This is a genomic window from Aureimonas sp. AU40, from assembly GCF_001463785.1.
In the GTDB taxonomy this organism is placed as follows: Bacteria; Pseudomonadota; Alphaproteobacteria; order Rhizobiales; family Rhizobiaceae; genus Aureimonas.
Genome location: NZ_BBWL01000005.1, coordinates 26,704 through 50,426 on the forward strand (window position 1 = coordinate 26,704; position 23,723 = coordinate 50,426).

A 23,723-nucleotide genomic window follows, 5' to 3' on the forward strand; every position below is an offset into this window, starting at 1 on the left:
CTTTATAACGACGGGGCGGCTGTACCCGATGCGATCGATCCGCTCGGGCATCGGGGGGCTGGGCATCGTGCGTCATGGAAATGACATCGAAGCCCCTATTTGAGGTCGAAGCCGCCAAGGGGCGGGCATGGAGGCCGCAGGACGCGGTGGATGGCATGACCGAAACGACCCAGCAGAAGCTGAAGACCCAAGGTCTGGAAGACACGATGAGCCGGGGCGGCCTTGCCGCCCGAATGGTTCAGAAGCTCGTGGACGGCGCCGAGAGCCTCAATCTCAAGCATTCCGCCATCGGCAATCCGGCGGTCTATCCGACCGACGATTTTCCCTGGGCGCGCGAGGTGGAGCGGGAATGGCGGCTGATTCGCGCCGAGCTCGACAAGATCCTGGTGCGCAAGGGCGATCTGCCCGCCTTTCACGAGATCTCCTCGGAAGTGCGTTCCATCTCGTCCGATCAGAACTGGAAGACTTTCTTCCTCTGCGGCTACGGCATCAAGTCCGAGGAGGCGATCGCCCAGTGCCCGGAGACGTGGCGTATCCTACAGAAGATCCCGGGGCTGAAGTCGGCCATGTTCTCGATCTTCGAACCGGGCAAGCATCTGCCGCCCCATCGCGGCCCCTATAACGGCGTGCTGCGCTTCCATCTCGGGCTCGTGGTGCCGCCCGAGCCCGACAAGATCGGCATCCGCGTCGCCGACCGGACCTGCCATTGGGAAGAGGGCAAGGCGCTGATCTTCGACGACGCCTACGAGCACGAGGCCTGGAACCATTCCGATAAGGTGCGGGTGGTGCTCTTCGTGGATTTCGAGAAGCCGCTGCGCTTTCCCGCCAATCTCACCAATAAGGCGGTGCTCAACCTCGCCATGTTCACGCCCTTCATCCGCGAGGGCTATAAGGCGCACAAGGCTTGGGAAAAGATGTTCTACGGGGAAGGCCGCAAGCACCGATGAGCGAGACGGCGGGTCGGCCCCGGCCGCACTGGCGCGCGATGGCGGCGGCGGACGTTCCCGGCGCCATTGCGGTGGCGGACGTGGTGCATCCCAGCTTCCCCGAAGGCCCGGCCATGTATCTCGACCGGATCGCCTTGTTCCCGGATGGGTGTCTGGCGCTGGAGGACGAGGCGGGGGCGATCTGCGGCTACGCCATTGCCTATCCCGCCGCGCTCGGCGCGCCGCCGCCGCTCGACACCGCGCTCGGCGCGCTGGAGCCCGGCGCCGACGCGCTCTATCTTCATGACGTGGCGCTCCTGCCGGCGCTGCGTGGGCGCGGGCTGGCCGAGCCGGCAATCACCGCGTTGCTCTCGCTGGCGGACCGGCGCTCGCATCCCGCCATGCTCGTCTCGGTCTACGGCACCGCGCCCTATTGGCGCCGCTTCGGCTTCCGGCCGGCGGGCGAGACGATCGCGCCGGCCAAGCTCGCCTCCTATGGCAAGGGGGCGGTCTACATGGTTCGTCCTGTTGGCGGCGGCGACGCGGAGGGCGTCTGCCTGAAAAACGAACAAGGTCTTAAAATCGGCGGCGGGGACTAGGAATCGCGGCCGCGCTTGGCGATATTGCCCGCACTGCAAGAGGGCGCCGAGCCCGCCGCGCGAGAAGGTCCGCCAGCGATGAGACACAATGCCTTTGCCTTGGGGTTGGCCCTGGCCGCCTTCGCGAGCCACGGCGCCATGGCGCAGGAGAAGGTGCTCAATATCTTCAACTGGTCGGACTATATCGACACCTCGATCGTCGACGACTTCACCAAGGAAACCGGCATCCGCGTCGTCTACGACGTGTACGATTCCAACGAGATTCTGGAAACGCGCCTCTTGGCCGGCGGCAGCGGCTACGACATCGTCGTGCCTTCGGCCGAGTATCTGCAGCGCCAGGTCCAGGCCGGCGTGTTCCAGAAGCTCGACAAGTCCAAGCTGCCGAACCTTTCCAACATGTGGCCGCTGGTGACCGAGCGCGTCGCCTCCTACGACCCGGACAACGCCTATTCCGTCAACTACATGTGGGGCACCACGGGCGTCGGCTACAATGTCGAGAAGGTCAAGGAGCTGCTGCCGGACGCGCCGCTGAACTCCTGGGCTCTCGTCTTCGATCCGAAGAACGCCGAGGCCCTGTCGAAATGCGGCATCGACATGCTGGACGCGCCGGGCGAGATCATTCCCGCAGCGCTCAGCTATCTCGGGCTCGACCCCAGCGCCTCGGATGCCGATTCAATCGGCAAGGCGGAAGCGCTGCTCCTGAAGGTTCGCCCCTTCATCCGCCGCTTCCATTCCTCAGAATATATCAACGCGCTCGCCAATGGCGACATCTGCGTGGCGGTCGGCTTCTCCGGCGACGTGTTCCAGGCGCGCACCCGCGCGGCCGAGGCCAAGCGCGGCGTCGACATCGGCTACTTCATCCCCCACGAAGGCACGATGATGTGGTTCGACCAGATGGCGATCCCGTCCGACGCGCCGCATGTCGACGCGGCGCACCAGTTCATCAACTACATGATGCGGCCCGAAGTGATCGCCAAGGCGACGAACTTCGTCAGCTACGCCAACGGCAATCTCGCCTCGCAGAAATTCGTGAACCCCGAGATCCTGAACGACACCTCGATCTATCCCGACGAGGCGACGTTGAAGACGCTCTACGTCAAGAAGCCCTATGACGCGCGCGCCCAGCGCACCGTCACCCGCGCCTTCACCACCGTGAAGACCGGGCAGTAGGCCCGGCGCCCCGGGCCGGCAGGCTCGGGCTTAAGCATCGCGATCGGACCGGGCGCTGGATCTTCCCGCGCCGGTCCGGGCCAAGAGGCGCGCCGTCGAGGCACGGGCGCCTCCATGATCTGGTTCGGGGTAGAGATGGCAACGGCACCCAAGGCTTTCGGCAATATCCGCCGCTCGTTCGACCCGTGGAACGACCCCGCCGCCAAGCCGCTGATCGAGTTCGACCGCATTTCCAAGCGGTTCGGCACGTTCAACGCGGTGGACGATCTCAGCCTCAAGATCTACCCGCGCGAGTTCTTCACGCTGCTGGGGCCGTCCGGCTGCGGCAAGTCCACGCTGCTGCGCATGCTGGCGGGCTTCGAGGAGCCGACGGCCGGCGACATCCGGCTCGGCGGCGAGAGCCTGAAGGGCGTGCCGCCCTATCGGCGACCGCTCAACATGATGTTCCAGTCCTACGCGCTGTTTCCCCATATGAGCGTGGAGCAGAACGTCGCCTTCGGCCTGAAGCAGGACGGCATGGCCAAGGGCGAGATCCGCGACCGCGTGGCCGAGATGCTGAAGCTCGTGAAGCTCGACAGCTACGGCAAGCGCAAGCCGCAGCAGCTTTCGGGCGGCCAGCAGCAGCGCGTGGCGCTGGCCCGTTCGCTCGCCAAGCGCCCCAAGGTGCTGCTTCTGGACGAGCCGCTCGGCGCGCTGGACAAGAAGCTGCGCGAGGAAACGCAGTTCGAGCTGATGGACCTCCAGCAGGAGCTCGGCCTCACCTTCGTGATCGTGACGCACGACCAGGAAGAGGCGATGACCATGTCCGACCGCATCGCCGTGATGCGCGCCGGCAAGCTCTGCCAGGTGGCGACGCCCGCCGTGATCTACGAGGCGCCGACCTCGCGCTACGTCGCCGATTTCGTCGGCAACATCTCGCTGATCGAAGGCGTGGTGGACAGCGCGTCGGGTGGGGTCGTGCGGCTCGCCACGGATGTCGGCGCGATCGAGTCGGAAAGCACGGTCGCCGTCGCGCCGGGCGACAGCGCGGCCTTTGCCGTGCGCCCGGAAAAGATGCGCCTGTCGCGCCGCCCGCCGAGCGATATCGGCGTCAACGCGCTGCGCGGCGTGGTCTGGGACATCGCCTATCTCGGCGACGTGACGCTGTTCAACGTCAAGCTGGAAAACGGCGCGCTGGTGCGCTCCACCGTCATCAACGCCGCGCGCGTGGCGCCCGAGCAGATCGGCTGGGAAGAGGAGGTCTGGCTGACCTTCGAGCGCGACGCCGGCGTTCTCCTGGTGCAGTGAGGAGCGGGGAGATGGCGTCTCGTGCCTTGAGGGTGAACTGGTGGAAGGGCGCCGTGATCGGCGTGCCCTATCTCTGGCTCCTCGTCCTGTTTCTTGTGCCCTTCGTGATCGTCTTCAAGATTTCCCTGTCGGAAACCGCGATTGCCCAGCCGCCCTATCTCCCGGTCTTCGACTGGACGGGCGTTTCGGCTTTCGCCGGCAGTCTGCGTCAGCTCGGCACCCAGAGCTACCAGTTCCTGGCGGAGGACCCGCTCTATCTCAACGCCTATCTCTCCAGCCTCCAGATCGCGGCGGTCTCGACGGCTCTGACGCTGCTCGTCGCCTATCCCCTGGCCTATGCCATGTCGCGCGCGCCCGGCGGGCTGCGGCCGGTGCTGGTCATGCTGACGGTGCTGCCCTTCTGGACGAGCTTCCTGATCCGCGTCTATGCCTGGATCGGCATTCTGCGCAACGAGGGCTATCTCAACCAGTTCCTCCTTTGGACCGGGCTCGTCGATACGCCGCTGACGATCATCAACACCAACACCGCCGTCTATATCGGCATCGTCTATTCCTACCTGCCCTTCATGGTGCTGCCGATCTACGCCAGCCTGGAGCGGCTCGATCCGCGCCTTCTGGAGGCAGCGGGGGATCTGGGCTGCACGCCGCTCGGCGCGTTCTGGCGCATCACCTTTCCGCTGTCGCTGCCCGGCGTTCTCGCCGGCGCGCTTCTGGTCTTCATTCCGGCGGTGGGCGAGTTCGTCATTCCCGATCTTCTCGGCGGCTCGCAGACGCTGATGATCGGCAAGACCCTGTGGGACGAGTTCTTCACCAATCGCGACTGGCCAGTGGCCTCGGCGGTGGCGGTGCTTCTGCTTCTGGTGCTTGTGGTGCCGATCGTTCTCTTCCAGCGCATTCAGGCGAGGGCGGCATGAAACGCGGCCTTTCCGCCTTCAATCTCGTTTCGCTGGTGCTGGGCTTCGCCTTTCTCTACCTGCCGATCCTGCTTCTGGTGGTCTATTCCTTCAACGCCTCGCAGCTCGTCACGGTCTGGGGTGGATTCTCGACGCGCTGGTACGCCTCGCTCATGGGCAACCGCCTGTTTCTCGACGCGGCCTGGGTGACGCTGCGCGTCGCCTTTCTGTCGGCGACGTTGGCCACCGTGCTCGGCACGATGGCGGCCATGGCGCTGGTGCGCCACGCCCGCTTTCCCGGGCGCACGCTGTTTTCCGGCATGGTCTTCGCGCCGCTCGTCATGCCCGAGGTCATCACCGGTCTGTCGCTGCTTCTTCTCTTCGTCGCCATCGGCTTCGACCGCGGCTTCTGGACGGTGACCGTCGCGCACACGACGCTGACCCTCTGCTTCGTCGCCGTGGTCGTTCAGTCGCGCCTCGTCTCCTTCGACCGGTCACTGGAAGAAGCGGCGCAGGATCTCGGCTGCCCGCCCGCCAAGGCCTTTCTGCTCATCACCCTGCCGGTGATCTGGCCGGCGGTGGCGGCGGGCTGGATGCTGGCCTTCACCCTGTCGCTCGACGATCTCGTGATCGCGAGCTTCACCTCCGGCCCCGGCGCCACGACGCTGCCCATGCGCATCTACAGCCAGGTGCGGCTCGGCGTGACGCCGGAGATCAACGCCATTTCCACGATCATGATCGCCGTGGTGGCGGTCGGCGTCATCGCCGCCGCGCTGTTCACCCGTCGGCAGGAAACCCGCCGCCGGGCGGACGAGCGTCTGGCCGCGCAGGACGTCTGAGTTTTTCGCGCCTCTAACGAAAAAAGCCCCCTCGTGTGGTGTTCACGAGGGGGCTTTCGTCTGTGAGGCGATGGGCGGGTGCGTCAGGGCTTGCAGCGGCAGCTTTCGGCATGGGCGGCGGCGATCGCATCGAAGGTCGCGGTGAAGGCCGCGCCCAGCGGGTCCGCCGGCAGGGAAGAGGCGCCGAGCAGCCGCTCAGTGACTTCGAGGTCCGACAAGGCGCCGACCACGGTGAGGCGGGTGCGCGAGTCTCCGGGGAAGCCGCCTTCGGGCGCAAAGAGCGGCTTCAGCTCCGCAAGGCGCGTCAGCGCGTCCTTGGGCGCCCCGTCCTTGGCGAGGGTGTCCTTGGCCGGGGCGGGGCGCATGGGGCCGATCGGAGCGGCGACGCTGCCCGTCGTGGTGCTATCGAGCGCCTGCGCCTCCGCCACGTTCGGCATGGCGCGCCGGATCGCCTGAGCCAGCTCGGCCACGGCTGCACTGACGTCCGCGTCGCTTTCCAGCTTGTTCTCGGTGCGTGCCGGAATGGGCGGCAGGTCCGGGTCGGCTGCGTTGCCCTGCGAAATCCGCGTCTCGCCCTCTTCGCGCCCGGCCACCAGCATGGGCGGGCCGATGAAGGCTTCGTCCTTGACGCCGATGCTGGCGCGCAGGGTCTCGGCGATCTCGGCTGGGGTCGAGCGATCCTCCGGCGCGGGCGTCGGCAGCGGCACCGGGCGGAGCGCCAGAAGCGCGGCGTCCAGGCTGCTGCGCGCCATGGCGCGCGCGGTTTCCAAATCGCGCTGCCGGCGCTCGGGCGAGATCGCCACCTGGCCCGCGAAGCGCTTGAGGGTCGCCAGATATTGGTCGATGCCCGAGCAGAGATAGGGCGAGGGCCCCTGCGTCAGGAAGTCGGCGAGATCCTCGCGAACGCGCATGGCCGTCCAGCGGGCATTGCCGTCGCGCGGGACCACGCCCGAGGCGCCGTTGGCAGCGGCCGTGGCGGCGCGCAGCGCGGCGCTCTCGTTCGGCCCGCGCGAGCGCGCATTGGGCGGGAAGATCAGGCCGCGCGCGGCCGGCGCCTCGCCCGGCGCCGCTGCCCTGGCGGGCTCGGAAGGGGCTGAAAGGGCCGCCTTCACGCCCTGGAACGGCCCTTCGGCGATCGGCTTCAGCTTGGCGTGAAAGTCCCGCGCGCAGGCGGCGGGATCGGCCGGCGCGCCGCGAAGGCCGGTTGCGACCGTCGAGGAGCCGGCCGCTCCCGACGAGGGGTCGGAGCCGACGCGCAGGACGGAGCCGGCGGCCGAGGCGGACAGCGGGCAGAGGATCGAGCCGGCGAGAACGAGGGCAAGGAGGCGGGGGGACAGCAGGGGCAAAAGCGGCTCCGTTCCGGATGGGCGGAACGCCGCGCGCCTGAACCAGGGAGCGTTCCGTCTCAGGTCGGCCCGTCCGACGCACTTACGGTTAACGTCGGTTTCGGCCATTCGCCATCCAGCTTGAACCCGATGGGTTTCGATAGGGTGAACGAATTCGATACGCCGGACGCTTCGACCTTGGTCGGGTCGAACTGACCCTGCACCGCGAGGCGGCCGCTGCGCAGGTCGATCTGCCCGTTGGCCGTCGCCTCGCCCTCGTCGAAGGCGATGGAAAGCTTGTCGATTCGCATTCGCGGCCCGACGCCGGCCAGCGCGAGATCGACCCGGCGAAACGGCTCGGGCGAGGCCATGGTGGGGTCGATCGGGCGCGGGCCCGGCACTTTCAACATGCCGCGCTCGACGCCAGCCAGCTGGCCCTCGCGCACACGCAGCTTGGCTTCGGTGCGGCTGGCGAGCGCGATCTCGGCCCAGTTCGTGGCGGGGCCGCGCAGGGTCAGCTGCAACTCGCCCCGGCCGGACGCAAGCGGCATCGTGGTGCCGGTCAGGGTCGGAAGGGTCGCCACGTCGATGTCTCGCAGGCCCGCCGAGATCACGAGGTCCGGGCGCGGCGCGGTGGTGTCGACGGTGATGCGAAGATCGCCGCGCCCGTCCAAAAGCGCCATATCGCCGATGTCGATGGTGCCGACGCCGGCGCTCGCCTTGATCGTCGCCGCCACGTCGCGCGCCGTGGTGCGGCCGAGATCGGCTTCCTCCGCCGACAGGCGCAGGTCGAGATTGGCGTCCGCGATGAAGCCGGTGCGGATCGGGCGCTGATAGTCGAGCACGGTCTGCGGCGCGGGGGCGATCGCCCGGCTGAAACGGCCGAGATTGAGCTTGCGGAAGGCGAGCGTCCCGGAGATCGCGGGCACGCCGCTCGCCTCGCGCGGGAGAACGGCCTCCAACGCGCCCCGCGCCGTGTCGCCGCCGAGGTCCAGCGAAGCGGAGCCGAAGGACACGCGGTTGTCCACCAGCTGGATCTGCGTCTGAATGGAAAAGGCGCCGAAATCCGGCAGGCCCGCGTTGGACCGCCCGATCCAGTCCACCGCGCGGGATAGAGACGCCGTCGAAAGGCTCATGGCGCCCGATAGGCGCAGGAACTCGCCCGCCGCGCCGCTGCCGTCGAAACCAATCTCCAGCGCCGGCGCCTTCAAGGCCAGTTTCAGCGGTGCGGTCTGCCCTTCCGTGATGGAGAGCGGCCGGTCCATGCGCGCGTCGAGCCGCAGCGGCTGGCCGTTCCAGACGGCGGCGCCCGACAGGCGCGCCATGCTGGCGCCGCCCGGCCATTCGAAGGTGACGTTGACGTTGGACAGGCTGTCCGGGCGCCCTGGCAGGCGGAAGAGACCCTCGCGGATGTCGAGCTCGCGAAGGCCCTCGAAGCGCACGAGAAACACGCGCAGGTCGCGCGACGCCTTGCCGACGGGAACGCCCGTCGGAGCGGGCTCGGGGGGAACAGCGTCGGCAGCGGGCGGGGTGAGGGTGACGGAGGCGTCCGGCGTTTGGCCGGCCGGCCCGAGTTCCGGGCGCACCAGCGCGACGCGCGTGATATCGGCGCGGCCGAGAAGCGCGGGGAAGAGCGCGAAATCGGCCTCCACGCGGTCCACCGAAAGGAGCTGAGCGTCCGCGCCCCCGCCGGTTCGGGCGCGCAGGTCCGTCAGAACAGCCCTGGGGCGCGGCAGAAGCTCGAATGACACGGTGCCGTCGACATGGACCGGGCGGCCCGTCAGATGGGCGAGCCGGGCTTCCAGTTCCTCGCGCGCGTCGCCGAGCTGCAGCGAGACCTGCGACAGGGCAAAGACCAGAAGTCCCAGAACCAGCAGAACGACGCCCGAAACCGCAGACAGGAGCCCGCGCCGATGCCTGTCCCCGCGCGATGGCTTCTCGGTCGCGCGCCGCGCCGGGGCAGGAAGCTCTTTCAATCCGGGGTCCTTCGAGGCGTTGCGGGGCCAGACGCCCAAGTCGTATTGCTCAGAGAGTCATATTACTTAGAGAGACAGGCCGGGCTTGAACAGAGCGCCGCCGCCCGAGCCTGGCCCGATCCCCCGCAATCAGCCACGCGATTGCGCCGATCGCATGGCGCGCCGGCCGAGCCCGAACCGGCCGCGGGTTCGATCCTACACCGCGAGGACGCGGGAGGGTGGAAAGGTGATCTCCACCAGCGTTCCCTCCCCGGGCGTGGAGGCGATCGAGAACTGCGCGCGGTTGGCCTCCACCATCGCTTTGGTCAAAGGCAGGCCGAGCCCCGTGCCTTCGCCCCGCCCGCCGGCCTTGACCTGCTGGAAGGGGGTGAGCGCGATCTCAACCTCGTGCTCGGTCATGCCGATACCGGAATCGCGCACACGAAGGCAGACGGTGCCGTCCTCGCCATAATGGGTGGAGGCGACGATCTGCCCGCCGGCCGGCGTGAAGCGCACGGCATTGGCGATGAGGTTGAGCGCGATCTGCCGCACCGAGCGCCGGTCCGCCACGACGGGCGGCACGGAGGCCGGCAGGACGGATCGCACGATCACCCGCTCGCGATTGGCCTGGGGCTGCATGAGCGAGACGACCTCGGCCACGATCTCGTGCAGCGACACCGATTCGAAGCTCAACTCGATCTTGCCCGCCTCGATCTTGGAAATGTCGAGAAGGTCGTTGACGAGGTCGAGCACGTGATGGCCCGAGCGCTTGATATCGCCGAGATATTCGAGATAGCGCTCGTGGCCGATCGGGCCGAAGCACTCCGACGCCATGACGTCAGCAAAGCCGATGATGGCGTTGAGCGGCGTGCGCAGCTCGTGGCTCACATTGGCCAGGAACCGGCTTTTGTGCAGGCTCGCGTCCTCGGCCTGCTTGCGCGCTTCCACCAGATCCTTTTCGGCCTGTTTCCACTGCGCGATGTCGCGGATCACCACGCACCAGCCGCGCCCGTCCGACAGGCGGCCGAGCGTGACGAAGAGCGGGATCGTGCCCTGCTCGCCGCCGCGCGCCTTATCCGGTCCGACCTTGGCATGGACCTCGCGCCCGTCGTTGAGGATCGAGGCGAGGCCGTTGTCGCGCAGCGTCTCGATATAGTCGCGCGCGGTCTGCCGGCTTTCGGGAACCAGAAGCTCCACGAAGGGCAGGCCGAGATAGAAGTCGGGCGTCAGGCCGAACAGCGCCTCGGCCGCGCCGTTCATCTTGCGCACGCGCTCGCCCGCGTCGAGCAGGAGGATGCCGTCGGTCGCCGTGTCGAGCACGGCCTGAAGCTCGTCCACCTCGCGCTGGAGATCCACCACCTCGCCGGCCAGGAGATCGTCCGGCGGCTCGCGCGCTTCGGTGAAGGACATGAGCAGGCACGAGCGCCCGGCCACCGACACGCGCTGGAGATGCAGCCGGGCGCGCTCCATCGTGCCGTCGCCGCACTGGATCACCGCCTCGTCGCCTTCGCCCGATTCCCCGCAGGAAAGAACCAGCCGGTCGAGACCGCCCGATTCCTCCAGCGCGTCGAGATCGCTGTAGCGGGTCAGCGAGAAGAAGCGCTTGTTGGCGAAGAGAAGCCGGTCGCCCATCTGCACGAGAACGGCCAGCGGCAGCGCGTCGAACATGTCCTCCAGCTCGTGCGCTGCGAAGGGGACGGCCTCCTCCACCGGCTCGGGCTCGAAGGTCACGGGCTCGACATTCGTAGGCTCGGGGGCCGCCGGCTCCGCGCGGCGCGCGTCCGCGCCTTGAGGCTTGAGCGGCAGAACATTTCGCGGCGACACGCCGAGCTCGGCGCCGATGGCGCGGAAGGCCGCTTCCTCGGCGCTCGACAGGGCAAGCTCGCGCCGGTGCCGGCGCTCGGCCCGCTCGCTCTCGGTTTCCGGCGCCTGTTCCCGCCGGCCGAAGGCCGCACGGATTTCAGCCTCGTCCTCGGTCTCGTCCGCTTCCGGCTCCTGGGGCACGGGCAGGCCGCTTCGCAGCACGAGGCCTAGCGCGTCGGGATCGGCCACATGCTCGGCCGGGCGCACCACGCCGAAGCCGCGAAAGCCCTCGAAGCGGCGGTCTCGGCTGTAGATCGGCAGTGCCGCGAGATCGACCGGCGCCTTGCGGTCGGTTCCCTCGATCGGCCAGAGGATCGAGCGCCCCGACCACGTGTCGCGCCGTTCCAGGAGGCGCGCGATCTCGCCGTTCTCATCGAAACCATAGACCCGCGCGACATCGGTGAAGGCGCGCCCGATCACGTCGGCCGAGTGCGGGCCGACCACGGCGGAAAAATCCGTTGAGAGGCTGGAGAAGCGGCCGTCTTCGTCGATCTGCCAGACGAAGCGCTTCGGCTCGCCGTTCAGCGGGGCTTCGAAACTCGGCTGGAGCAGGGCGGGTTCGGGTGCTTCGGGCTCCACTGCAAGGACGAGCGTGGGAGCGCTTTCAACTGGCAGCAATGACGGGTCGGTGTCCAACCCCTGTTCGATGGACTCGGCGATCTTCGCGGACCCGTCCTCCGAAACAGCCTCATTCGAAACAGGCGCGGCGACCGCGTCGTCACCGGCGTCCGGCGTGTCGATATGGATGAGCACCAGCCCTTCGGCCACTTTGGCGAAGGACAGCGCGCCGTATTCGTCCTCGACCGTCAGCCGCTCTTCACCGGCGCGCAGGAACTCGGCGCCTTGCGCGGCGAGAAGCGACTGCTCTTCGGCCGGCAGATTGGGCGTTCCCCAGACGAAGCCCGTGTCGGACACGACGCAGGCCAGCGCTTCCGTCAGCCCCGCTTCCTGCACCAGGCGCCGGGCGAAGGCCTCGCGCGTTTCGCTCGGCGCGCCGTCGAGGCGCACGGTCAGGAGAACCCAGGCGCTTTCTTCACCGCTACCGTCCGGCATGGCTTCGAGTCGGGCCAGCACCGCCCGGCCCATGCCGGCGTCGGCCGGGCGCAGGAGCAGCTGCGTGCGCCGCTTGAGCGTCAGCGTTTGGCGCGCCGAGCCGATTTGCGGCAGGAGAGGGGAGGTGGCGTCTTCGCCCGAGGAGCGGCGTCCGCCGGGCAGCGCCAGCAGCGCGGCGCCGGCCGCGTTGCACCAGAGAACGGCGGCAAGGTCGGCCGACAGCACGGCCACGGCCGAGCCGATGGCGTTGGCAACGCGCACGGCTGGAAGAACCATGAAGTCGAGAGGCGTCGAAATGGCCGTGTCTCCGGTGGGAAGAACGAAAAGGTTACCGGAGTGTTAATACGGGCTTGCGCGGCTCAAATCCAGAAGCCGCCGCATCTGGGCCCTGTATCAACGGGGGACAGGGTTAATGCAAGGCCCGCCGGGCCTCCCCCGGCGCAAATCCGGCGCAACCCTTGCTGGCGATGCCTCGTTGTGGTCACAATGCTTCCAGGAGGAACCCGACCATGTCCGACACCGACAAGCCGCAGGACGCCGCGAACGCCGCTTTCGAAGGCGCGCGCAAGGCGTTCGACACGATGACCGACCCCAAGGCCTTCCGCGAGGCGCAGGCGGCCCTGGGAATGGACCCGTCCAAGATGACGGAAGCCTTTCGCTCCGCCACCGAACGCTCGATGGAGCAGTCGATGGAAGCCTATGCCAGAATGAAGGCCGCCACCGAGGAGGCCTCGCGCACCCTGGAGGCGACGATCGAGAACGCCCATTCCGGCTCCCTCAACCTCACTAAGCGAGCGCTGGACGGCATGCGCACGCAGGCCGAGATGAACTTCACCCATCTTCAGAAGCTTGCCAGCGTTCGCTCGCTTTCGGAATTCATCGAACTCCAGACGAGCTTCTTCCGCCAGCAAGTCGACTTGGCGACGCGCCAGGCGCGTGACATCCAGAGCGCTTCGCAGTCCGCAGCGCGCGACGTGCTGCAGCCCGGCCGCGAAGCCGCCGAACGGGCGACCGGCAAGACCGAGTTCTAAAGCGAAGCCAGTTGCAACCGGGGAGGGGGGGCTGAGTTCTTGGCCTCCCTCCGCTTCGAGGGACGGGTCTTTTTGGCCCGCCCCTCTTGCCATCCCAGCCGAAAGCTCGTATTGCCCACCCAGTCGTCGCGACAGCGATGCGCGGTTGTAGCTCAGTTGGTTAGAGCGTCGGATTGTGGCTCCGAAGGTCGGTGGTTCGAACCCACTCAACCGTACCATTCTTCTCCACTACTAATTAATTCATGCTTGTCACCGAGTTCGCGCTGAGGCGATCGAGCCGTTGAGTCTGAGCAAGCTGACGCGCGTTTTGCTGTAAGGCGACCGATAGCCTTCCCGTCAGTCGGCTAAGACTCGCGCGCGGAACTTCGCTCGCCACCGTCCGTATTCCTTCCCATGGCAGACAGCGAGAACGACGCGGCGAAGAGCGAGCGTGGGGAGAGCGTGTTCTCACCCGTGCCCGTGTGCATCATGATCGGAGGCGGGTTCGCCACGCTCATGATGCTGAAAAGCGCGTTCGACCTGATCCGGACCTATGGCGGGGTCTGACGAGACGCCCGGGTGGGCGAGGGCTGCGCCCGCCTGGCAGGATTCATGAACTCGGGCCGTTGGTGGGGGTGATAGAGCCTGCTCCTCCACGGGCCTCACCGTCCGAACGCTCTCGCAGCTCTCCGCCCGCTTCCGATCGTTGACAAGCGCGACCCGCATCGGGCCTTTGCGAACCATGGCCCGGCCAATGCCGGACCCCGGCGCGTCTGGCGTTGGCCACAGCGGTTCGGTCGCCCGGGCGCTTGCGGGAGAGGCTTTTGGAAACCGTCACGATCGCTCTCGTTCTGCTTCTGGCCGTGGTGGCGAGCGGGCTTCTCGCCCGCATCTTGCCGCTGCCCGTGCCCCGGCCTCTGTTCCAAATCGCGCTCGGGGCGGCGATCGGCCTGTTCGCCGATATCCGCGTGACGCTGGACCCCGAGATTTTCTTTCTCCTCTTCCTGCCTCCGCTCCTGTTTCTCGACGGCTGGCGCATCCCGCCCGAGGAACTGGTGAAGGATCGCGCGATCATCGTGGAACTGGCGTTGGGGCTCGTGGTTGTGACGGTGACGGGCATGGGCTTCTTCATCCATTGGATGATCCCCGCCGTGCCGCTGGCGGTCGCCTTCGCGCTCGCCGCCATCATCTCGCCGACCGATCCGATCGCCGTTTCGGCCATCGCGCGCCGCGTGCCCATCCCCAGGCGCATGCTCCATATCCTGGAGGGCGAATCGCTCCTGAACGACGCCTCGGGCCTCGTCTGCTTCCGCTTCGCCGTCGCGGCGGCGCTGACCGGGGCCTTCTCGCTGCGCGAGGCGCTTTTCAGCTTCGCCTGGGTGTCGGTGGCCGGGGTCGCCGTCGGCGTTCTCGTCACCTATGCCGTCACCCGCGCCAAGGACTGGATATCCGACCGCTTCGGCGAGGACACGGGATCGCAGATCCTCATCAGCCTTCTCATTCCTTTCGGCTCCTATCTCCTGGCCGAACATCTCGACGCCTCCGGCATCCTGGCGGCGGTCGCGGCGGGCCTCACCATGAGTTTTGCCGAAACCTCCGGCCGGGCGCTGGCGACGACGCGCGTGCGCCGCTCTACGGTCTGGGACACGATCCAGTACACGGCCAACGGCATCATCTTCGTGCTGCTCGGCGAGCAGCTTCCCGGCATTCTCGCCAGGGCGGCCGAAACGGTCGACATCACCGGAAACCGCGAGTCCTGGTGGCTGGTGCTCTATGTCGTCGCCATCACGGCCGGCTTGGCGGCGCTGCGGTTCGCCTGGGTCTGGCTGTCGCTGCGGCTGACCATCCTGCGCCGTCGCGGGCGCACGACCTCGCCGAGTTGGCGCATCGTCGCCGCCATGTCCTTTGCCGGCGTGCGCGGCGCGGTGACGCTTGCCGGCGTTCTGACCCTGCCGCTGACCCTTGCGGACGGAACGCCGTTTCCAGCGCGCGATCTTGCGATCTTTCTGGCGATGGGCGTCATCATCGCCTCGCTTCTGGCCGCGACCTTCGTTCTGCCGCTGCTTCTCAACGGGCTGGAACTGCCGCCCGAGCCCTCGCGCCAAGCCGAGGAGGATGCCGCGCGCATCGCCGCGGCCGAGGCCGCCATCGCCGAGATCGGCCGCTTCCTGCGCGCGGCGGGCGATCGGGCGGGCGACACCGATCTCTATGTCGCCGCCGCGTCGGAGATCACCGAGCTTTATCGCCAGCGCATCGACCGGCGCTCGGGCGAGGGCGACAATGCCGATATGGGCCTGCGCGCCGAGCGCATCGAACGCGAGATGCGCCTTGCCGCGCTCAAGGCGGAGCGTGCCGAGCTGTTCCGCAAGGTGCGCAGGCGCGAACTCGGCACGGAAACGGCGCGCAAGCTGGTGCGCGAGATCGACATTCTGGAAACCCGCTACGCCGGCTGAGCGACGACGCTTCGCTCTGCTCCGATCCACTAACCCTGCGTGGTCAGAACAGGTCGCCCTGGTTTTCCTCGATCTGCTCGCGCTTGGCCCGCTTGGCGCCGCGCGCCGGGCGGGCCGTGGGCACGGCGTCCGCGTCGGGCGCGGCGGCGATGGCGGCGCGGCGGTGGCCGCGCGCGAACTCGATCTCGAAGCTCGAACCGGGCACCAGATCTTCGGCGCGGGTGATCGGCACGTCGTTCTCGCCGCGAATGATGGCATAGCCGCGCTCCAGCACCTGACGCGGGTCGAGGCTGGAGGCGACGCGCCAAGCGCCGCCCAGCGCCGCGCGCCGCTGCGCCTGCCGCGTGGCGAAAGCGCGGTCGAGCCGGTCGGAGGCGGTGATGAGGCGATGGCGCGCCTCGGCGCCGCGCTGTGTCACCACATGCGGGCGCAGGGCCGCGCCGAGGCGCTCCAGCGTATGGCGCTGCTGGCGCAGGGCGGTGTCGAGCCGGTGCACCAGGGCGGAGTCGAGATGGCGCAGGTCCGCCCGCTTGTCGCGGATCGCGCCTTGGAGGCGCGAGGGCGAAAGCTGCAGCCCGGCCTCGGCCAAGCGGCGGCGGCGCTCGCCGAGGCCTAAGCGCTGATTGCGCTCCAGCGCGCTGTCGGCCTCGTCCAGGCGCCGGCGCGGCAGGGCCAGCAACATGTCGGGCGAGGGCAGGGCGCGGGCGAGATTGGCGACGGCGCGCCGCTCGGCCTGCAGCGTGCGCGAGATGGCGGCGCCGCTGCGCGCCTCGATCGCGGCCAACACCGCCAGAAGCTCGGCCCGCACCGGAACCGCCATTTCGGCCGCGCCCGTGGGCGTCGGCGCGCGCCGGTCCGCCGCATGGTCGATCAAGGTCCAGTCGGTCTCGTGGCCGACCGCCGAGATCAGCGGAATGGCGGACTCGGCCACGGCCCGCACCACCGCCTCGTCGTTGAAGCCCCAGAGGTCTTCCAAGCTGCCGCCGCCGCGCGCGACGATGAGAAGGTCCGGTCGCGGAATCTTGCCGCCGTCCGGCAAAGCGTTGAAGCCCGCGATCGCCGCCGCGACCTCGGCCGCCGAGGTCTCGCCCTGCACCCGCACCGGCCAGACCAGGACATGAAGCGGGAAACGGTCGGCGATGCGATGCCGGATGTCGCGGATCACCGCGCCGGTCGGCGAGGTGACGACGCCGATGACGCGCGGCAGGAAGGGCAGCGCGCGCTTGCGATCGGTGGCGAAGAGCCCCTCGGCCTCGAGCTTCAGCCGCCGCTCGTTCAGCAGCGCCATCAGCGCGCCCGCGCCCGCCGGCTCCATCGCCTCGATGACGATCTGGTATTTGGACGAGCCGGGGAAGGTGGTCAGCTTGCCGGTGGCGATGACCTCCAGACCTTCCTCGGGCTTGAAGGCGAGCTTGCCGAAGGAGCCGCGCCAGACCACGGCCTCCAGCCGGGCCTTGTCGTCCTTCAGCGCGAAATAGGCGTGGCCGGATGAGTGCGGGCCGCGATAGCCCGAAATCTCGCCGCGCACTCGCACATGGCCGAACGCGTCCTCCACCGTGCGCTTGAGCGCGCCGGAGAGTTCCGAGACGGAATATTCCGCCACATTGCTGGCGACCGCTTCCATGAGATCGCTCATGCTTACCAGCCCGCGACGCCGACGCCCGGCCGAAGCCTCTGGCTGCGAATCATTCTCGTTTCCGGCAGTCGGGAATTGATCTGCGGGGGAACGGAGGGCGCCAGGTTCTGCAGGCTTTCGCGGATGTGGATCACCAGCGCGTCGATCACCGGCGAGTCGGTGTTGCGCCCGCGCATGACGGCGATCTGCGCGTCGTCGAGCCGGGGAAAGCCTTCCGCGTCGCTGAGAACCCGCATGCCCGGCCGCAGCGCGCATTCCGGCAGGACGCTGACGGCAAGACCCGCCAGCACGGCCGAGGTGACGATCTGAGCCGACCAGGAGGTGAAGAGAATGCGATGGGCGCGGCCGACGCTGTTCAAAGCATCGACCCCCTGCTTGCGCCAGGCGCAGTCCGTGCGGCCGATGGCGAGCGGCAGGATCGGCTCCTCATGGACGCTGTGCGCGGCGGAGGTGACGAAATGCAGCGGCTCGGTCCGCACGATCTCCGACCAGGCATGGGTCTTGGACGGGCAGACCAGCGCCACGTCGAGATGGCCCTTGTCCACATGTTCGATGAGGCTCGACGTCGTCTCGCAGGCGATCTGGAGTTCGACGCGCGGGTTGGAGCGCACGAATCGCGCCATGATCTCGGGCAGGAAGCGCTCGGCATAGTCGTCCGGGAGGCCGATCCGCACATGACCCTCGATGGTCTGCTCGTCGAAGGCCGACAGGGTTTCCTGGCTGAGCGAGAGCATCCTCCTCGCATAGGAGAGGAGCCGGCCGCCCGCCTCCGTCAGCTTCACCGTTCGGCCCGAACGCTCGAACAGGTCCGTGCCCAGGCGCTCTTCCAGCCGGCGCACCTGCATGGAAACGGCGGACTGCGTCTTGAACACTTCCTCGGCCGCGCGGGTGAAACTGCCCGTGTCGACGATGGCGAGGAAGGTGCGGAGCTGGTCGAGGTCGAGGGGCGTGGCCACGGCTTCACCTATAATGATCGGTGATGATGGGCATAAGAAACATTCGTTGGTCTGATCCGTCAAGCCGGACTATCTCCATCCTCGACAGCCAGAGACGAGACCGCGAAATCGGGTGGCGCGAGCCTTCGACGGAGTGGACACTTGGCCGGCCACGCAGCCGGCACGGTGCTTGCAAACGCGCGAACGACCCCGTTCGAGCGAGCGCTCCCGCTTTGCCTGCCGACCTGAAAATGGCTTCCCAAGGGAGATCCTGCCATGACGCTTGCATCGAAGACCCCCGTTCCCTCCGTGGACGGTCTCGCCCAGTCGGTCCGCACCGGCTTCCTCGCGCTCGCGGCGATCGTCCGCACGATCCGCAATCGCCGGGCCGCCTACCGGATGTCGGAACTGCCCGACTATCTCCTGAACGATATCGGTCTGAAGCGCGACGACGTCCACGAGGCGCTCCATGCCGACTGGCGCGAAGACCCGACCTATCGGCTGGCCATCAGGGCAGGACAGCGGCGCCGCTCGCTTTGAGGCGGCCGGAATGAAAAAGACCGGACCGACAGAACCCGGACTGCGAATGAGAAAAGACCCGCCGCGAAGCGATCGCAGCGGGTCTTTTCTGTTGTGGGAGAGGGAAGGCGCGCCGGCTTAGAGCCTATTTGGAAACTCGGGCGGGTCGGTCCGTCGGTGCTTTTCCGCCATCGCCTCGTTGCCAATCCTCGCCGATGCCGCCGGCATCGACTGCGTTTGGCGCCTCGCGACGCCAAAAAATCCCTCGCCGGCCCTCCGCCGCCGAATTTCCAAACAAGCTCTTAGAGTTCGTCGCGCGCAGGCTCCAGCTCGCCGAGCTGCGAGGCCATGATCTTGTCCACCCGGCGACCGTCGAGATCCACCACCTCGAAGCGCCAGTTTCCGTATTGAATGAACTCGCCGACCTCGGGAATGTGGCCGAACTGGTCGAGGATGAAGCCGGCCAGCGTCTCGTAGTCGCGCTCCTTGGGCAGGCTGCCTGCGCCCAGGCGCCGCTCCACGTCGTCGATCGGAATGCCGGCGTCGATGAGGTAGGATCCGTCCTCCCGCTGCACCACGGAATAGTCCTCCTCGGCGCCCTCCGGCATGGAGCCGGCGATCGAGGCGAGAATGTCGGTCGGCGTCACCACGCCTTCGAACGAGCCGTACTCGTCGATCACGATCGCCATATGGATGTTGACGGAGCGAAAGCGGTCGAGAAGCTTCAGGACCGGCATGGTCTCGTTGACATAGAGCGGCTCGCGCACGGCGGCCTTCACGTCCACCGTGCCGGTGCGGCGATACTGTTCCAGAAGATCCTTGGCCTGCACGACGCCGACGAGATCGTCCACGTCCTCCTTGGCGACGGGAAAGCGCGAGTGACCGCTGGCGTTGATCTCGTCGAGAATGGCGTTCGGCTCGTCGGCGAGCGAGATCCAGGCCACGTCCGGGCGCGGCACCATGATAGAGCGCACGTTGCGGTCGGCGATGCGCAGGACGCCTTCCAGCATCTCGCGCTCCTTTTCCTCGAACACGCCCGATTCCGTGCCCTCGGCGATCATCGCCTTCACTTCCTCTTCCGTCACCGAATTCTCGCTGACGGCGCTGGCGCCCACGAGCTTGCTGACGGTTTCGGTGGAGAAGCGCAGGAACCAGACGATCGGCGCGCCGACCAGTGCGATCAGGCGCATGGAGGGCGCGACGAAGGCGGCGATCGACTCGGCATGGGCGAGCGCGAAGCGCTTGGGAACCAGCTCGCCCAGGATCAGCGAGAAATAGGTGATGAGCACGACCACCAGCACGAAGGCGATCGTGTCGGCATAGACGCTGATGAGAGGAATACCGACCAGGATTTCGGCCACCGGTGTCGAGAAGGCCGAGGCGCCGAACGCGCCGGCGAAGATGCCGACCAGGGTGATGCCGACCTGGACCGTGGACAGGAAGCCGGTGGGATCGTCCACCAGCTTGAGCGCGGCGGTCGCTCCTCTGCTGCCATTTTGCGCCATCTGCTGAAGCCGGATCCGCCGGGCCGAAACCATGGCCAGTTCCGACATTGCAAAGAATCCGTTGAGGACAATCAAGAAAACGACGATCAGAAGATTGACGATCAGCATCCGGTATCCGTGAAAGCCGCTGCGGCTTCCCGTTGAACATGCCGGGAGTATAGGGGGCGGGACGGTTCCGATCCAATAGATCACAGCAAAACTTTTGCCGGACCGGCGCCGATGCTGTGGCGCGGGCCGCGCGAGGGCGGCCCGCCCGGCTTGGAATCAGGCGTTCGGCTCGGCCTTGCGGTCGAACAAGGCGGCCATCGAGGTGAAGTAGTCGGCCTGCATCGATTGCGCATTCGTGATCATGTCGAGCACGGGATCGCGCCGCGGCTGGCGCGAATCGGCGGGCGCGGGGCGCGGCGCCGGGCTCGGCGGCGCGAAGGCCTTGGTCATGGCGCCCATCATGCCGAACGGATCGAACGGGAAGGCGGCCGGCGCGCCGGCCCCGGCCTGCGGGCCCTGCGGGGCCCAAGGGAAGGTCGTGCGCCAGGCATCCGAGAACAGGGCCATCATGGCGGCGGGCGTGCCGGGCGCGGCAGACGCGGCGCCCCCACCCGAGGGGCGATGGAAGGCCTCGACCGCATTGGCGGAGCGGCGCATGGTTTCGGCCAGCGCCTGGCCGGCCGGGTCGGTCGCGTAGCCCTTCGGCCAGTTGGCGGCGCCGGCCGCCATGGTCTGCAGCGCCGCGCCGAAGACCATGGCGCCGAAGGGCGCCATCATCTGCTGCAGCGTGTCGGGTGCTTGGCCGGTGAGGAGCGAAGCGTTGCGCGCGATCGCGGCCGTCAGGTCCGGCCCGAAGAGCGAGCGCGTCACCAATTCGCCCGCCGGCCCGGTCAGGAAGCTGCCGGCGCCGAAGCCGCCCATGGCGCCGAAGCGCTCGGCCAGATCCGACCAGCTTTTGGGGTCGATCATGGCGCGCTGCATCCCCAGGATATAGGCGGGCACCAGCGCGTCCGTCGTGGCGCGCATTTCCTCGGGGCTCAGCCGAAACTGAAGCGCGAGCTTGTCCGCCGCCTCGCCCGCGCCGGCAACCTTCAGCCAGTCGAAGAAATCCGTCATCCCGCCTCCCTCGCGCGCCGGGCCGACAGGCGGCCGGCGCGACGCTCTACCGTCCCTCGCGTCAGGAGCATCGCCGCACGGCGCCGCCACGAGCGGAACGAAGCGCCACCCTGCGGTCTTCCCACGGGCTTGGGAAGGGGGCGGAGGTGCGACGGGTCTGTTTTTCGGGAGTTAGTAGCTCTGGTCGGCGAACAGGGCTTCGAGGCTGCCGTTCCACTCGCCCTCGAACCGGGCGAGGAGGTCGTCGGCCGCCGTACGTCCGCTGGCGACCCGGGCGGCGAGCGGCTGGAGATAGATCGCCTCGCTGCGGCCTTGCGCGTCCCGCCGGTCGCGGCGCTCGAGCCCGTCCTGCGCCAGCGGCAGGATGCGGCGCGCGACGTCGAGCAGCGTCCCGTTGCGGAAGGGAGCGTGAAGCCCCAGGCGCGGGACGGCCGAGCGCAGCCGGTCGACTTCCTCGAAGCTCCAGTCGGCGGTGATGGCCTCGGCCTCGTCCAGCGCCTGCGCATCGTAGAGCAGGCCGCACCAGAAGGCGGGCAGGGCGATGATGTCGGGCAGAAGGCCGCCGTCGGCGCCGCGCATTTCCAGGAAGCGCTTGAGCCGCACATCGGGAAACACGGTGGAGAGATGGTTGGCCCAGTCGCCCATATTCGGCTCGGGATCGGCGATCTCGCCCTTCAACGCCCCGTCCAGCATCTGGCGGAAGGTGACATGCGTTGCGTCGTGATAGCGCCCGTCCCGCATCACGAAATACATCGGTACGTCCAGCGCCCAGTCCACATAGTCGCGGTAGCCGAAGCCCGCCTCGAAGGCGAAGGGCAGGAGGCCCGAGCGCTGGTTGTCGGTGTCGAGCCAGACGCCCGAGCGCCAGGACAAGAGCCCGTTCGGCTTGCCTTCGGTGAAAGGCGAGTTGGCGAACAGGGCCGAGGCCAGCGCCTGGAGCTTCAGCCCGAGGCGCATCTTGCGCGCCATGTCGCGCTCGTCTGAGAAGTCGAGATTGACCTGGATCGTCGCGGTGCGGAACATCATGTCCAGACCGCGCGTGCCGACCTTGGGCATGTAGCGCTTCATGATGGAGTAGCGCGACTTCGGCATGACCGGCGTCTGATCCAGCGTCCAGAGCGGGCTGGCGCCGAGGCCGAGAAAGCCGAGGCCGAGCTCGCCGGCGATCGCCTTCACATGGTTGAGATGTCCCTCGGTTTCGCTCACCGTCTCGTGCAGCGTTTCCAACGGCGCGCCCGAAAGCTCGAACTGTCCGCCGGGCTCCAGCGAGATCGCGCCTTCGCCGCTGCCGCCGGCAAGGCCGATGATGCGCCCGTCATCGACGATCGGCTCCCATCCGGTGCGCGTCTGCAGCTCTTCCAGAAGGCGGCGGATGCCGTCCTCTCCCTCGTAGGGAACCGGCGAGAGATCGGCCAAACGATAGCCGAATTTCTCGTGCTCGGTGCCGAGGCGGAACTCCGAAACCGGCTTCTCGCCCGCGCGGATATGGTCCACCAGTTCGTCCAGCGAGCGGATCGGGGTGAGGTCGGTCGTGTCGCGCGCCATCGAAAGCTCCGGGGACGGATGCGGTTCAGGAAGCCGGCGCGAAAGCCGGCACAGCTCAAAACGCGGGAACGAAACCGCCCCCGCCTTCGCAGCGAATGGGAAGACCCCATCCCTTCGGGTGTCTGTCCGCTTTCCCGCGCGGACGCAAGGGCCTGCCGGTGAACGCTCCGGTCCGCGAACCGCTCACCCGCCGGGGCCTTCTCGCCAATCGCCGGCCGCCGCCTGCACCACGGCCAGCGCCGCGACCGCCGCCGTGTCGGCGCGCAGGATGCGGGGGCCGAGCGAGATGGGGACGACGAAGGGGAGGGCCAGAAGCGTCTCGCGCTCCTCGCGCGAAAAGCCGCCCTCCGGCCCGATCAGGAGCGCCAGCGGCTTGCCGGCGAGCGGCGCGAGCGTGTCGATCGGACTCGCCGACCCCGCGCGCTCGTCGCAGAAGAGAAGGGTTCGCCCCGCATCCCAGGCGGCCAGGACCTTGTCGAGCCGCAGGATCTCGCGACATTCGGGCACGGCCAGCACGCCGCACTGCTCGGCCGCCTCCACCGCGTTGGCCTGCGCGCGGTCCAGGTTGAAACGCGGCGCCTGGCAATGCTGCGTCATGACCGGCTGGATGAGGCCCGCGCCCATCTCAACGGCCTTCTGAACCATGTAGTCGAGCCGGGCGCTCTTGAGCGGCGCGAAGAGCCAGTGAAGGTCGGGGCGCGGCGTCTGGTCGCGCAGCTTTTCCTCCGGCACGAGCGAAAGCCGCTTCTTGCCGTCCCGCCGGAGCCGCGTGCGCCACTCGCCGTCCGCGCCGTTGAAGGCGAGAATCATCGCCCCGTCGTCGAGCCGCAGGACGTTCAGGAGATAGTTCACCTGCGCAGTGCTCGCCTCGATCGCCGCCCCCTGCGCGAGCGCTCCTTCCACGAACAGGCGCTGGCCGGAAAAATCGTAGTCTGGCATCGCCCCTCGAACTCAGGCTCACGGCGCCGGCCCGGCGAAACCAACCGCCGGAGCGCTCGTTGTTGCCGGCATGGGTGCCGGGTTTGAACTCGCGTTTTAGCGAAGCCGGCCGGTCTTTCCAGCCATCGCGCGGGTTTCGGATCGCGATTCCGTCAGGTGGCCGGACT

Annotated in this window: 19 protein-coding genes and 1 tRNA gene; 11 read left to right on the plus strand and 9 right to left on the minus strand. The window is 68.0% G+C overall.

The genetic code is table 11. From position 1 onward, the window contains the following. The first annotated feature begins 155 nt into the window (after positions 1-155). The 6 genes from AUL32_RS02160 (at position 156) to AUL32_RS02185 (ending at position 5,714) form a co-directional block, all read left to right on the plus strand. Positions 156-947 (plus strand): aspartyl/asparaginyl beta-hydroxylase domain-containing protein, encoded by a 792-nt coding sequence (locus AUL32_RS02160; RefSeq protein WP_062111355.1) that lies wholly within the window; start codon positions 156-158, stop codon positions 945-947. Next, on the plus strand, positions 944-1,525 hold the full coding sequence (locus AUL32_RS02165) for a GNAT family N-acetyltransferase (protein ID WP_156421293.1): 582 nt from the start codon (positions 944-946) through the stop codon (positions 1,523-1,525). The genes AUL32_RS02160 and AUL32_RS02165 overlap by 4 nt, the downstream gene beginning before the upstream one ends. A gap of 78 nt (positions 1,526-1,603) precedes the next feature. After that, a complete protein-coding gene (locus tag AUL32_RS02170) occupies positions 1,604-2,695 on the plus strand; it encodes a polyamine ABC transporter substrate-binding protein (RefSeq protein WP_061974511.1) in 1,092 nt (363 codons plus the stop codon). Positions 2,696-2,830: 135 nt separating this feature from the next. Then, positions 2,831-3,982, plus strand: coding sequence for an ABC transporter ATP-binding protein (locus AUL32_RS02175; RefSeq protein ID WP_061977694.1), 1,152 nt, complete (start codon positions 2,831-2,833; stop codon positions 3,980-3,982). 11 nt (positions 3,983-3,993) lie between these two features. Beyond that, positions 3,994-4,896 (plus strand): ABC transporter permease subunit, encoded by a 903-nt coding sequence (locus AUL32_RS02180; protein ID WP_062111357.1) that lies wholly within the window; start codon positions 3,994-3,996, stop codon positions 4,894-4,896. After that, complete coding sequence (locus tag AUL32_RS02185; protein WP_061974515.1) at positions 4,893-5,714, plus strand: ABC transporter permease; 822 nt, start codon at positions 4,893-4,895, stop codon at positions 5,712-5,714. The genes AUL32_RS02180 and AUL32_RS02185 overlap by 4 nt, the downstream gene beginning before the upstream one ends. 83 nt (positions 5,715-5,797) lie before the next feature. On the opposite strand, the gene AUL32_RS02190 is transcribed toward AUL32_RS02185, so the two are convergent. The 3 genes from AUL32_RS02190 to AUL32_RS02200 all read right to left on the minus strand — a co-directional run bounded on the left by AUL32_RS02190 (position 5,798) and on the right by AUL32_RS02200 (position 12,186). Next, complete coding sequence (locus AUL32_RS02190; protein ID WP_062111359.1) at positions 5,798-7,060, minus strand: hypothetical protein; 1,263 nt, start codon at positions 7,058-7,060, stop codon at positions 5,798-5,800. Between the two features lie 59 nt (positions 7,061-7,119). Continuing rightward, positions 7,120-9,015, minus strand: a complete 1,896-nt coding sequence (locus AUL32_RS02195) for an AsmA family protein (RefSeq protein WP_062111361.1) — start codon at positions 9,013-9,015, stop codon at positions 7,120-7,122. Positions 9,016-9,210: 195 nt separating this feature from the next. Then, positions 9,211-12,186, minus strand: a complete 2,976-nt coding sequence (locus tag AUL32_RS02200) for an ATP-binding protein (protein ID WP_062111363.1) — start codon at positions 12,184-12,186, stop codon at positions 9,211-9,213. 233 nt (positions 12,187-12,419) lie between these two features. On the opposite strand from AUL32_RS02200, the gene AUL32_RS02205 reads away from it, so the two are divergent. From AUL32_RS02205 to AUL32_RS02215, 4 genes are all read left to right on the plus strand, one after another. Continuing rightward, a complete protein-coding gene (locus tag AUL32_RS02205; RefSeq protein WP_062111364.1) occupies positions 12,420-12,941 on the plus strand; it encodes a phasin family protein in 522 nt (173 codons plus the stop codon). Positions 12,942-13,082: 141 nt separating this feature from the next. Beyond that, a tRNA-His gene (locus AUL32_RS02210) sits at positions 13,083-13,159 on the plus strand. Positions 13,160-13,334: 175 nt separating this feature from the next. Beyond that, a complete protein-coding gene (locus AUL32_RS24955) occupies positions 13,335-13,487 on the plus strand; it encodes a hypothetical protein (RefSeq protein WP_156421097.1) in 153 nt (50 codons plus the stop codon). A gap of 257 nt (positions 13,488-13,744) precedes the next feature. Next, a complete protein-coding gene (locus tag AUL32_RS02215) occupies positions 13,745-15,373 on the plus strand; it encodes a Na+/H+ antiporter (protein WP_062111367.1) in 1,629 nt (542 codons plus the stop codon). Positions 15,374-15,416: 43 nt separating this feature from the next. Here the strand turns inward: AUL32_RS02215 and xseA are convergent, their stop codons facing one another. After that, on the minus strand, positions 15,417-17,009 hold the full coding sequence (xseA, locus tag AUL32_RS02220; RefSeq protein ID WP_062111369.1) for an exodeoxyribonuclease VII large subunit: 1,593 nt from the start codon (positions 17,007-17,009) through the stop codon (positions 15,417-15,419). A gap of 2 nt (positions 17,010-17,011) precedes the next feature. Beyond that, positions 17,012-17,965 (minus strand): LysR family transcriptional regulator, encoded by a 954-nt coding sequence (locus tag AUL32_RS02225; protein WP_061974529.1) that lies wholly within the window; start codon positions 17,963-17,965, stop codon positions 17,012-17,014. A gap of 255 nt (positions 17,966-18,220) precedes the next feature. Here AUL32_RS02225 and AUL32_RS02230 point away from each other — a divergent pair, with 255 nt between their 5' ends. Further along, entirely contained in the window at positions 18,221-18,484 is a 264-nt protein-coding gene (locus AUL32_RS02230) for a DUF1127 domain-containing protein (protein ID WP_061974530.1), read from the plus strand. A 281-nt stretch (positions 18,485-18,765) separates the two neighbouring features. Here the strand turns inward: AUL32_RS02230 and AUL32_RS02235 are convergent, their stop codons facing one another. From AUL32_RS02235 to AUL32_RS02250, 4 genes are all read right to left on the minus strand, one after another. After that, positions 18,766-20,076 carry a hemolysin family protein gene (locus AUL32_RS02235; RefSeq protein WP_062111371.1) on the minus strand — a complete coding sequence of 437 codons (1,311 nt, stop codon included), beginning with the start codon at positions 20,074-20,076 and terminating at the stop codon, positions 18,766-18,768. Between the two features lie 156 nt (positions 20,077-20,232). Further along, complete coding sequence (locus AUL32_RS02240) at positions 20,233-21,072, minus strand: hypothetical protein (RefSeq protein ID WP_062111372.1); 840 nt, start codon at positions 21,070-21,072, stop codon at positions 20,233-20,235. 171 nt (positions 21,073-21,243) lie between these two features. After that, positions 21,244-22,617 (minus strand): glutamate--cysteine ligase, encoded by a 1,374-nt coding sequence (locus AUL32_RS02245; protein WP_062111374.1) that lies wholly within the window; start codon positions 22,615-22,617, stop codon positions 21,244-21,246. Positions 22,618-22,800: 183 nt separating this feature from the next. Then, entirely contained in the window at positions 22,801-23,556 is a 756-nt protein-coding gene (locus AUL32_RS02250; protein ID WP_062111376.1) for a 16S rRNA (uracil(1498)-N(3))-methyltransferase, read from the minus strand. Positions 23,557-23,723 lie beyond the last annotated feature (167 nt).